Origin of the sequence: Xanthomonas sp. PPL134, assembly GCF_040595915.1 — a bacterium.
Classification (GTDB): Bacteria; Pseudomonadota; Gammaproteobacteria; order Xanthomonadales; family Xanthomonadaceae; genus Xanthomonas_A; species Xanthomonas_A indica.
The window spans coordinates 532,765-543,537 of record NZ_JAMDLL010000002.1 but is presented as its reverse complement, the minus strand read 5'-3'; the positions used below and the strand labels follow the sequence as shown (position 1 = coordinate 543,537).

The 10,773-nt window shown below is 67.6% G+C and carries 10 protein-coding genes and 1 tRNA gene; all 11 read left to right on the top strand.

What is annotated here, in order from left to right; translation table 11 throughout:
* Positions 1–129: 129 nt before the first annotated feature.
* Positions 130–654 (top strand): translation initiation factor IF-3, encoded by a 525-nt coding sequence (infC, locus tag M3U25_RS07955; RefSeq protein WP_230596011.1) that lies wholly within the window; start codon positions 130–132, stop codon positions 652–654.
* A gap of 389 nt (positions 655–1,043) precedes the next feature.
* The gene (gene rpmI, locus M3U25_RS07950) at positions 1,044–1,241 is read left to right on the top strand and encodes a 50S ribosomal protein L35 (protein WP_010342861.1); all 198 of its coding nucleotides are present in this window, start codon (positions 1,044–1,046) and stop codon (positions 1,239–1,241) included.
* 10 nt (positions 1,242–1,251) lie between these two features.
* The gene (rplT, locus tag M3U25_RS07945) at positions 1,252–1,611 is read left to right on the top strand and encodes a 50S ribosomal protein L20 (protein WP_010342859.1); all 360 of its coding nucleotides are present in this window, start codon (positions 1,252–1,254) and stop codon (positions 1,609–1,611) included.
* Positions 1,612–1,815: 204 nt separating this feature from the next.
* On the top strand, positions 1,816–2,811 hold the full coding sequence (gene pheS / locus M3U25_RS07940; protein ID WP_355496550.1) for a phenylalanine--tRNA ligase subunit alpha: 996 nt from the start codon (positions 1,816–1,818) through the stop codon (positions 2,809–2,811).
* A 130-nt stretch (positions 2,812–2,941) separates the two neighbouring features.
* Positions 2,942–5,320: a phenylalanine--tRNA ligase subunit beta gene (gene pheT / locus M3U25_RS07935; protein WP_355496553.1), complete on the top strand. Its 2,379-nt coding sequence runs from the start codon at positions 2,942–2,944 to the stop codon at positions 5,318–5,320.
* Positions 5,321–5,343: 23 nt separating this feature from the next.
* Entirely contained in the window at positions 5,344–5,643 is a 300-nt protein-coding gene (locus M3U25_RS07930) for an integration host factor subunit alpha (RefSeq protein WP_003466661.1), read from the top strand.
* On the top strand, positions 5,624–5,980 hold the full coding sequence (locus tag M3U25_RS07925; protein WP_009597860.1) for a MerR family transcriptional regulator: 357 nt from the start codon (positions 5,624–5,626) through the stop codon (positions 5,978–5,980). The genes M3U25_RS07930 and M3U25_RS07925 overlap by 20 nt, the downstream gene beginning before the upstream one ends.
* 100 nt (positions 5,981–6,080) lie before the next feature.
* Positions 6,081–6,157: transfer RNA gene (locus tag M3U25_RS07920), tRNA-Pro, on the top strand.
* A gap of 578 nt (positions 6,158–6,735) precedes the next feature.
* Positions 6,736–7,428, top strand: coding sequence for a polysaccharide biosynthesis/export family protein (locus M3U25_RS07915; protein WP_160945938.1), 693 nt, complete (start codon positions 6,736–6,738; stop codon positions 7,426–7,428).
* Positions 7,425–8,861, top strand: a complete 1,437-nt coding sequence (locus tag M3U25_RS07910) for a GumC family protein (RefSeq protein ID WP_242160792.1) — start codon at positions 7,425–7,427, stop codon at positions 8,859–8,861. The genes M3U25_RS07915 and M3U25_RS07910 overlap by 4 nt, the downstream gene beginning before the upstream one ends.
* A gap of 311 nt (positions 8,862–9,172) precedes the next feature.
* Complete coding sequence (locus M3U25_RS07905) at positions 9,173–10,633, top strand: undecaprenyl-phosphate glucose phosphotransferase (protein WP_242160791.1); 1,461 nt, start codon at positions 9,173–9,175, stop codon at positions 10,631–10,633.
* Positions 10,634–10,773: the final 140 nt, after the last annotated feature.

Here is a 10,773-nt window from a genome sequence, read left to right as displayed (position 1 = left end):
TTTGTGGTGGACAATTTGGGGGCCGCCGAGTGGGCCCTGGGGGTGCGGGCGGTTTGGTGGGGGCCCCCCCCCCGGGGGGCGGCGGGCCCCCCCGCCCCCGCCAGTCCGATTCCCCTGGGAGATTGCAACATCAGTACCCCTGACAACAAACAGAACCGCAAGAACCAAGAGATCCGCGTGCCGCGCGTGCGCGTGATCGGCGCAGACGGCGAGATGGTCGGCGTGTTGAGCCGCGACGAAGCGCTGGCGATGGCCGAGGAAGACGGTCTGGATCTGGTCGAGATCCAGCCGCAGGCCGACCCGCCGGTCTGCAAGATCATGGACTTCGGCAAGTTCAAGTTCGAGCAGCAGAAGAAGGCCAACGAAGCCAAGAAGAAGACCAAGCAGGTCGAGATCAAGGAAATCAAGTTCCGTCCGGTCACGGACGAGGGCGATTACCAGATCAAGCTGCGCAACATGCGCCGCTTCCTCGAAGAGGGCGACAAGGTCAAGGTCAACATCCGCTTCCGCGGTCGCGAGATGAGCCATCAGGAGCTCGGTCGCGAAATGGCCGCGCGGATCGAGGCCGACCTGGGCGAGGACATCGTCATCGAATCGCGTCCGCGCCTGGAAGGCCGGCAGATGGTGATGATGATCGCGCCGAAGAAGCGCTGATCCGCGGAGCGCAGCCCAGGATCGCGCCCCGCCGCTGGTGGGAGCGCGATTTCCCGGTCCCTGTGCCCAGTCCCTTCTGATCTCCGAGCGCAGCGCTGCTGCGAGGGTGCGGCGTGGCCACTCGTCGCGCAGTCTTCCCGAATCCCGAATCCCGAATCCCGAATCCCGAATCCCGGCGCGCAAGCGCCAGTCGAACTGCATGATTTGCAAGGCATTCCAAGCCCTGGCATAATGCGCGGCCCAGTTCATCGGGTTTGCCGCTCGCGCGGCAACAGGACCCGCCCGGATCCTCATCGGATCAAGGGCTTACAAGCCGGTAAGGGCACGGACGGAAAGTGTGGCGCAGCCACCGCCCTGACCAGTGACAAAACACCATCAAGGACATTGCAATGCCCAAGATCAAGACCAACCGGGCGGCGGCCAAGCGTTTCCGCAAGACCGCCTCCGGCAAGTACAAGGCCGGCCACGCCAACCGTAGCCACATCCTCACCAAGAAAGCGACCAAGCGGAAGCGCAACCTGCGGCAGACGAACCACGTCCGTGCCGAGGACGCAGGCCGTCTGGACCGTATGCTTCCCTACCTCTGAGGACTGAACCATGGCTCGAGTCAAGCGTGGCGTCCAGGCGCGCCGTCGTCACAAGAAAGTTCTGAACCTCGCCAAGGGCTACTACAACGCCCGTCGCAAGGTCTTCCGCGTCGCCAAGCAGGCGGTGATCAAGGCGCAGCAGTACGCCTACATCGGCCGCAAGCAGAAGAAGCGCAATTTCCGTTCGCTGTGGATCACCCGCATCAATGCGGCGGCCCGCATCAACGGCATGAGCTACAGCCGTTTCATGAACGGCCTGCTCAAGGCCGGCATCACCCTCGACCGTAAGGTGCTGGCGGACATCGCCGTGCACGACGCGCAGGGCTTTGCCGCCCTGGCGGAGAAGGCGAAGGGCGCGCTGGCGGCATAAGTGCGAGTCCCCGCAGAAACCCGCACGTCCATGTGCGGGGTTTCGGCGGGAGCAATCGCAGGCATGCAGGGGGAAGGGCGCAAGTCCTTCCCCTTTTGCGTTTTTGGGCGTCCCGATGCGGGATGCCCGCCGGGTAGGTGTGAGGTCCCGCATCGGCGGGACACGGTGGCCGCGGTTCGGCCGGAGCAGTGAGGCGCGAGTGCAATGAGTGAGATCGATTCCCTGAGCGGGCAGGCGCTGGCGGACATCGCCGCGGCGCAGAACCCGGAGGCGCTGGAGCAACTGCGGGTCGCGCTGCTCGGCAAGAGCGGCAGCATCACCGCCCAGCTCAAGCAGCTCGGCGCGCTGGCGCCGGAGCAGCGCAAGCTGGCCGGCGAGGCGATCAACCGCGCGCGCGACACGGTGTCCGCCGCGCTGGCCGAGCGCCGCACGCTGCTGGAGACTGCGGCGCTGGACGCGCGCCTGGCCGAGGAGCGCATCGACGTGACCCTGCCAGGGCGGCGCGGCGAACGCGGTGGGCTGCACCCGGTCACCCGCACCCTGGAGCGCATCACCGAGATCTTCGCGCGGCTGGGCTACGAACTGTCCGACGGCCCCGAGATCGAGGACGACTGGCACAACTTCGAGGCATTGAATTTCCCGCCGCATCACCCGGCGCGGGCGATGCACGACACCTTCTATTTCGGCGACGGCCGCCTGCTGCGCACCCACACCTCGGGCGTGCAGGTGCGCTACATGGGGAAGCATGCGCCGCCGCTGCGCATGATCGCCGCCGGCAAGGTCTACCGCAGCGACAGCGACCAGACCCATTCGCCGATGTTCCACCAGGTCGAAGGCCTGCTGGTCGACGAGCACGCGACCTTCGCCGACCTCAAGGGCACCCTGGCCGAGTTCGTGCGCGCGTTCTTCGAGCGCGATTTCCAGATGCGCTTCCGCCCCAGCTACTTCCCCTTCGTCGAGCCTGGTGCCGAGGTCGACATCGCCTGGCAGCAGCCCGACGGCAGCACCCGCTGGCTGGAAGTGCTCGGCTGCGGCATGGTCCACCCGAACGTGCTGCGCAACGTCGGCATCGACCCGGAGCGCTACACCGGCTTCGCCTTCGGCATGGGCGTGGAGCGCTTCGCGATGCTGCGCTACGGCGTCAACGACCTGCGCGCCTTCTTCGAGAACGACGTGCGGTTCCTGCGGCAGTTTGCTTGAGGCTGGGAGTCGGGAAACGGAAATCGGGAATGGGCAAAGCAACGCAAAAGCTCGTTTCCCCGCTCCGTTTCCGTTCCAGTAGACCGCTCTTTCGATTCCCCATTCTCCATTCCCGATTCCCGGCCCTTCCATGAAATTCAGCGAAAACTGGCTGCGCAGCCACGTTCCGACCCAGGCCTCGCGTGAGCAGCTCACCGCGACCCTGACTGCCATCGGCCTGGAGGTCGAAGACGTCGTGCCGCTCGGCGACGGCCTGCAGCAGGTGGTGGTGGCGCGGATCGTCGAGGCGGCGCCGCATCCCGAAGCCGACCGGCTGCAGGTGTGCCGGGTCGATGCCGGGCAGGGCGAGCTGCTGCAGATCGTCTGCGGCGCGCCGAATGCGCGCGCAGGACTGGTCGCGCCGCTGGCGCTGGTCGGCGCCCAGGTCGGCGGCATCGCGATCAAGCCCGCCAAGCTGCGTGGGGTCGCGTCCAACGGCATGCTCTGCTCGGCCAAGGAACTGGGCCTGGACAGCGACGCGTCCGGCCTGTTCGAACTGCCCGACGATGCGCCGATCGGCCAGGCGCTGACCGAGTATCTGGGCCTGCCCGACGCCAGCATCGAGATCAAGCTCACCCCCAACCGCGCCGATTGCTTCGGCGTGCGCGGCATCGCCTATGACGTGGCCGCGGCCTGCGGCAGCGACGTGCTGCCGCTGGTGGTAACGCCGGCCGCGGTGGGCAGCGAGCGCACGCTGCCGGTGACGCTGGAGGCGGGCGCCGATGCGCCGCGTTACTGCGGCCGCGTGGTCGAGGACCTGGATCCGGCGGCGAAGACACCGCTGTGGATGGCCGAGCGCCTGCGCCGCAGCGGCGTGCGTCCGGTGTCGCTGCTGGTGGACATCACCCAGTACGTGATGCTGGAACTGGGGCAGCCGATGCATGCCTTCGACCTGGAGACGTTGCAGGGTCCGGTCGGCGTGCGTCACGCACGCGCCGGCGAGACCCTGACCCTGCTCGATGGCCGCGAGGCCGCGCTGGATCCGGGCTTCCTGCTGGTCACCGACGCCGATCGGCCGGTGGCACTGGCCGGGCTGATGGGCGGCCACGCCACCCGCGTCACCGAAACCACCCGCCACGTATTCCTGGAGGCCGCGCATTTCGCCCCGGCGGCGATCATGGGCCGCGGCCGCAAGCTCGGCCTGCACACCGATGCCGGCCACCGCTTCGAGCGCGGCGTGGACCCGGCGCTGCCGCGGCACGCGCTGGAACTGGCGACGCGACTGGTGCTGGAACTGGCCGGCGGGCGTGCCGGTCCGGTGGTCGAGGCCGAGTTGCCGGCGTTCCTGCCGACGCCGGCGCCGATCGCGTTGCGCCGCGCGCGCATCCTGCGCGTGCTCGGCATCGAGATCGCCGACGCCGACGTGGAGCGCATCCTGCGCGCGCTGGGCATGGACGTGGCCGCGGCGGCCGATGGCTGGCAGGTCACCGCGCCGAGCCGTCGCTTCGACATCGCCATCGAAGAGGACCTGATCGAGGAACTGGCGCGCATTCACGGCTACGACCGCCTGCCGACCACCTTGCCCGGCGGCGCCACCCGCATCGCCATGGACAGCGAGACCCAGCTGGACGAGCGCAGCGTGCGCCGCCAACTGCTGGCCCGCGACCTGCTGGACACCATCAACTACGCCTTCGTCGATGCTGCGCTGCTGGACCAATGGGGCCTGCACGACGGGCGCGTGGCCCTGGCCAATCCGCTCAGCGCCGAGCTGGCAGTGATGCGTCCGTCGCTGTTGCCGGGGCTGGTGGCCGCGCTGGGCCGCAACGCCGCGCGCCAGGCCGGGCGCGTGCGCCTGTTCGAGCTGGGCAAGGTGTTCGCCGCGGCAGCGCAGGCCGGCGCCGCGCCGATCGAGACCCAGCGGGTGGCGGCCGCGGTGTGTGGCGATGCCGACGCCCTGCAGTGGGGCCTGCCGGCGCGCAAGGTCGATTTCCACGACCTCAAGGGCGACCTGGAGTCCCTGGCTGCGGCATCCGGTGCGCGTCTGGACTATCGCCCGTCGACGCATCCGTTCGCGCATCCGACCCGGTCGGCCGACGTCTATCGCGACGACGTGCGGATCGGCTGGATCGGCCAGCTGCACCCGCGGCTGCTGCAGGCGATGCAGATCGACGTCGACGTGCTGGCATTCGAGCTGGACCTGGCGCCGCTGGTCGCGCGCGCCCTGCCGCGTGCCGCCGAGCTGTCGCGGTACCCGTCGGTGCGCCGCGACCTGGCCTTCGTGGTGCCGGACGCGGTGAGCTGGGCGGCGCTGGCGCGCAGCGTGCGCGCGGCGGTGGGACCCTTGCTGCGCGAGGTGGTGCTGTTCGACCGCTATGTCGGCGCGGGGGTCGAGGCTGGTTGCAAGAGTCTCGCTATGGGCTTGATTTTGCAGGACAACACGCGCACTCTGACAGACCGCGACGTGGAGGCGGTGGTCGCCGATGCGGTGGCCGCGCTGGCGCGGGAACACGACGCGCGGATGCGTGGTTGAGAAGGACAGGGGATAGCAGGGCAATGGCGTTGACCAAAGCGGAAATGGCCGAGCGGTTGTTCGACGAAGTCGGGCTGAACAAGCGCGAGGCCAAGGAATTCGTCGATGCATTCTTCGACGTGCTGCGCGATGCGCTGGAGCAGGGGCGGCAGGTGAAGCTGTCCGGTTTCGGCAACTTCGACCTGCGCCGCAAGAACCAACGGCCCGGCCGCAATCCCAAGACCGGCGAAGAGATCCCGATTTCGGCGCGGACGGTGGTGACCTTCCGCCCCGGACAGAAGCTCAAGGAGCGAGTGGAGGCATATGCTGGACCCGGGCAGTAACCGCGAACTTCCGCCGATTCCGGCCAAGCGCTACTTCACCATCGGTGAGGTCAGCGAGCTGTGCGACGTCAAGCCGCACGTGCTGCGCTATTGGGAAACCGAATTCCCCAGCCTGGAACCGGTCAAGCGCCGCGGCAACCGACGCTACTACCAACGCCACGACGTGCTGATGGTGCGGCAGATCCGCAGCCTGCTGTACGAACAGGGCTATACGATCGGCGGCGCGCGGTTGCGCCTGGAAGGCGAGGGCGCCCGCCAGGAATCGGCGCTGAGCAACCAGATCATCAAGCAGGTGCGGCAGGAGCTGGAAGAAGTCCTGCAATTGCTGCGGCGCTGAGTGGCGCCGCCGCTGCCGCTAGGAATGGCCGCCGCAAACCCGCTATAATCGCCAGCTCGCCGCAAGGCGGGTCCGCCACGACGGCGGAGACGCAACACACCGGGGTATAGCGCAGCCTGGTAGCGCACTAGTCTGGGGGACTAGTGGTCGTCGGTTCGAATCCGGCTACCCCGACCATCTTTCGAAGGCCCATGTCCGCGACATGGGCCTTTTTCTTTATTCGGGCCGCGCTGGATGGCCGGCGGACGCGCGGCCGGTGAACGGGCATGCGGATCAGATGCGGCTGCCCGATTCGTGCCGGCGGCGCCACACAGGGCGATCTGTAACATCCGGTCGGGGGCCGAGCGCGTCGCCGTAGACAAAATCCGCGGGAGTGCGCCATTCCGGCGCGCCGGGACCGCCTCGCGGTAGCGCAAAGCCGCGCCAGAACTGGGAGCGATGCAGCGTCAATGCATTGACATTGGTCACGTTAACATCACGTGGATGGAACGTTCACGGATGCTTGCTAGGCTGAATCGCTGGACATGTAGTTGAACCCTCCTGTTACTGCGTCAAAAAAATGTCGGGTAACGCCTTGGTGACGGCAGATGGCTGTGCCATAGTGCGTTGCAACACGAAGCTTCGCTGTTGGCCAGGGCCATTCGTCCCGGGCAGGAATTGACACCGTGATCATCCTCCGGCCGGGACGGAACCCTGGCCGGCTGGGCGAGTGCGGCGCTTCGAAAACCAATCGACAGAGGGCATCAGCATCGCGCATGGGTAAACTCTCCGTGACCTTCCATTGGGCGCTGGCCCTTTTCTGCCTGGCGCTGCTGTCGGCATGCAACAGCGGGCCGGCAATGCGGTCGGATCTGCCGCCGGGCGATCCGCTTGCCGCGTCCATGGGCAAGCCGGAATACCTGCTTGGCCCGGGCGACCTGCTCACGGTCAAGGTGTTCCAGGTCGACGACCTGGAGCGCCAGGTGCGGGTGGACAATGAGGGCCGCATCTCGCTGCCGCTGATCGGCGACGTCAAGGCCGCCGGCTCCAGCGTCAACGCCCTGCAGAAGGAGATCGCCGATCGCTACCGCAACGGCTATCTGCAGAACCCGCAGGTGTCGGTGCTGGTCGACGAGTTCACCGGCAACCGGGTCACGGTCACTGGCGCGGTCAGCGAGCCGGGCATCTATCCCATCCAGGGCTCGGCGCTGACCCTGCAGCAGGCACTGGCGCTGGGCAAGGGCGTCAGCGATGTGGCCAGCCGCGGCAACGTGGTGGTGTTCCGCACCGTCGGCGGACAGAAGATGCTGGCGCGTTTCGACCTGCGCGATATCCAGAAGGGTGCCGCGCCCGACCCGGCGATCTACGGCGGCGACATCGTGGTGGTGTACCGCTCCGATGCGCTGGTGCTGCTGCGCACCGTGGTGCAACTGACCCCGTTCGTGATGGTCTGGAGGGCCTACCGATGAGCGCCTCCACCTTGCCTCCCGCCTCCGCGTCGCATGCGCGTCCCGTGGGCGCCCCGCTGAGCCCGGCCGACATCGGCCTGCTGGATTACTGGAATGCGCTGTACCGGCAGCGTTGGCTGATCGTCGGCATCACCGGAGCCGTAGTGCTGCTGGCGCTGCTGGTGATCCTGCTGATGACGCCGAAGTACCGCGCCACCAGCGTGCTGCAGATCGAGCGCGAATCGCTCAACGTCGCCAACGTCGCCAACCTGATGCCGGTGGAATCGCCGCAGGATCGCGACTTCTACCAGACCCAGTACGAACTGCTCGGCAGCCGTTCGCTGGCGCGGCAGGTGATCCGCGAGGCCAAGCTGACCGAGGCCCCGGCGTTCAAGCCGCTGGTCGACGAAGCCCTGGAGAAGCTGCAGGACAACGGCGACGGGCGTGCGCCGACGCCACAGGCACGTGCCGCGGCGGCCGAGAATGCGCTGGTCGGCCCGGTGCTGGATGCCTTGACCATCGAGCCGGTCCGCGACTCGCGCCTGGTGCGGATCAACTTCGATTCCCCCGATCGCGTGTTGGCCACGCGCGTGGCCAACACCTACGCCAAGATGTTCATCGCCTCGACCCAGGAACGCCGCCTGCAGGCGTCCTCGTTCGCTGCGCGCTACCTGTCCGAACGCCTGGCGCAGCTGCGCGACAAGGTCGAGGAGTCGGAGAAGAACGCGGTCGACTATTCCAGCCAGGAACAGATCGTGTCGATGGGCGAGGACAAGCCGTCGCTGCCGACGCAGAACATGAGCGAGCTGAATGTGCGCCTGGCCGCGGCACAGGATGCGCGGATCAAGGCCGAGGCAGCCTGGCGCCAGGCCGGCATCGGCGACGGCATGGGCCTGCCGCAGGTGGTCAGCAGTCCGCTGATCCAGAGCCTGCGCACCGAACAGGCCAAGCTGACCGCCGACTACCAGCAGAAGCTGGCCACGTTCCAGCCCGGCTACCCGGAAATGCAGCGCCTGCAGAACCAGATCGCCGAGACCAAGCGGCAGATCGCCAACGAGATCGCCAATATCCGCAGCGCGCTGAAGAACGACTACGAGGCGGCGCGGCAGCAGGAGACGCTGCTCAGCGACCGCATCGCGGCCCTGAAGAACGACGAACTGGACCTGCAGACCCGCAGCATCCGCTACACCATGCTGCGCCGCGAGGCCGACACCAACCGCCAGCTCTACGACGCGCTGCTGCAGCGCTACAAGGAGATCGGCGTGGTCGGCAACGTGGGCACCAACAACATTTCGATCGTCGACCGCGCCGATGTGCCGGGCAAGCCGAGCTCGCCGAAGAAGCTGCTCGGCCTGGCGCTGGCCTTCGTGTTCGGCCTGTTCCTGGCGGTAGCGGTGGCGCTGGTGCGCTACTTCATCCGCGAAGCCGAAGCCGCGGCGGCGGCCTCGGCATGAGATGTCGCAGCGCCATGGCGCGCCGCACCGCGCAGTGCGCGAGCGCGTGCCACAACGCACACATCGGCATCGGTTCGACGCACAGTCTTCAGTGAGGTGATACGTGGTTCAGCTAGGCAATGAGGTGCTCCATTATTTTCCAGCGCGGTTGTACGAAGACGTTCTTCTGTTGAAGTAGTCACGGGCTGCCGTGGACCTGGGGTCGGCGAGGGAGGCGCCGCAGCGGTCCACAGGCAGGCGAAATCGAGGCCCGGCGGCGTCGCATGTTCCCCCGCATGCCGATCGACCGGGTTTGGATAGGAATCCCGATCATGCTTTTGGCAGACCTGAGTAGCGCCACCTATACGACCTCCTCGCCGCGCATGCTGTCCAAGTACGCGGCCGCGGCAGACATCCTGTTGCGCGTGTCCGACCTGACCGTCATGGTCGGCGGCGCCTTGCTGACCCACCGGTTGCTGTTCGGCACCTGGATGCCGGAACCGGCGTATCGGGTGGCGATCGGCACCACCCTGCTGTACGCGGTGATCTGCTTCGCGCTGTTCCCGCTGTACCGCAGCTGGCGCGGGCGTGGCCTGCTGCGCGAGATGCTAGTGCTGAGCCTGGCCTGCGGCGGCGTGTTCGCGCTGTTCGCGGTGCACGCCTTCGTGGTGCAGTTCGGCCAGCAGGTCTCGCGGCTGTGGATCGGCACCTGGTTCGTCACCAGCCTGGCCACGCTGCTGCTCTCGCGCACGGTGGTGCGCGGCGTGCTCAATCGGCTGCGTTCCGAGGGCGTGGACGTGCAGCGGGTAGTGGTGGTCGGCCTGCGCCATCCGGTGGTGAAGATCCACAACTACCTGAGCCGCAACCCCTGGGTGGGCATGCAGGTGGTGGGCTATTTCAGCAGCGACTACGACCTGTCGGTGGCCGACCATCCGCAGAGGCTGCAGTGCCTCGGCGAGGGCACCGCGGACGCGCTGATCGACTACCTTGACGACCACCAGGTCGAGCAGGTGTGGATCTCGCTGCCGCTGGGCGAGCGCGACCACATCAAGCAGCTGTTGCAGCGCATGGACCGCTATCCGATCCAGGTCAGGCTGATCCCGGACCTGTTCGACTTCGGCATGCTCAACCAGTCCGGCGACCAGATCGGCAACGTGCCGGTGATCAACCTGCGCCAGGGCGGGGTGGATCGCAACACCTACTTCGTGGTCGCCAAGGCGCTGCAGGACAAGCTGGTGGCCCTGGCCGCGCTGGCCATGCTGTGGCCGCTGATGCTGGCGATCGCGGTGGGCGTGAAGCTGAGCTCGCCGGGCCCGGTGTTCTTCCGCCAGCGCCGCCACGGCCTGGGCGGGCGCGAGTTCTACATGTACAAGTTCCGCTCCATGCGCGTGCAGCAGGAGCCCAGCGAGGTGGTGGTGCAGGCCACGCGCGGCGACAGCCGGGTGACCCGCTTCGGCGCGTTCCTGCGCCGCACCAGCCTGGACGAGTTGCCGCAGCTGTTCAACGTGCTCGGCGGCAGCATGTCGGTGGTGGGGCCGCGTCCGCACGCGGCGCAGCACAACACCCACTACGAGAAGCTGATCAACCACTACATGCAGCGGCATTACGTCAAGCCGGGCATCACCGGCTGGGCGCAGGTCAACGGCTTCCGCGGCGAGACCCCGGAACTGCGCACGATGAAGAAGCGCATCCAGTACGACCTGGACTACATCCGCCGCTGGTCGTTGTGGCTGGACACGCGGATCATCGTGCTGACCGCGTTCAAGGTGCTCGGGCAGAAGACCGCCTACTGATGCGCCCGATGCGTCTTCCTCCCGCCGACCGTGAGCAGCGCCGGCGTCGCCCCCGCGTCGCCGTCGTTCCGGCCCTGCGTACGCCGAACGGCATCGCGCGCCGCACGCCGGCGCCGTGCCTGGCGCCGGTCCACCGCAGG

What these genes read in the sequence shown, in the direction of transcription:
- rpmI (WP_010342861.1), top strand. Translation starts at nt 1,044, where the DNA reads ATGCCCAAGATCAAGACCAACCGGGCGGCGGCCAAGCGTTTCCGCAAG.
- rplT (WP_010342859.1), top strand. Translation starts at nt 1,252, where the DNA reads ATGGCTCGAGTCAAGCGTGGCGTCCAGGCGCGCCGTCGTCACAAGAAA.
- pheS (WP_355496550.1), top strand. Translation starts at nt 1,816, where the DNA reads ATGAGTGAGATCGATTCCCTGAGCGGGCAGGCGCTGGCGGACATCGCC.
- pheT (WP_355496553.1), top strand. Translation starts at nt 2,942, where the DNA reads ATGAAATTCAGCGAAAACTGGCTGCGCAGCCACGTTCCGACCCAGGCC.
- M3U25_RS07930 (WP_003466661.1), top strand. Translation starts at nt 5,344, where the DNA reads ATGGCGTTGACCAAAGCGGAAATGGCCGAGCGGTTGTTCGACGAAGTC.
- M3U25_RS07925 (WP_009597860.1), top strand. Translation starts at nt 5,624, where the DNA reads ATGCTGGACCCGGGCAGTAACCGCGAACTTCCGCCGATTCCGGCCAAG.
- M3U25_RS07915 (WP_160945938.1), top strand. Translation starts at nt 6,736, where the DNA reads ATGGGTAAACTCTCCGTGACCTTCCATTGGGCGCTGGCCCTTTTCTGC.
- M3U25_RS07910 (WP_242160792.1), top strand. Translation starts at nt 7,425, where the DNA reads ATGAGCGCCTCCACCTTGCCTCCCGCCTCCGCGTCGCATGCGCGTCCC.
- M3U25_RS07905 (WP_242160791.1), top strand. Translation starts at nt 9,173, where the DNA reads ATGCTTTTGGCAGACCTGAGTAGCGCCACCTATACGACCTCCTCGCCG.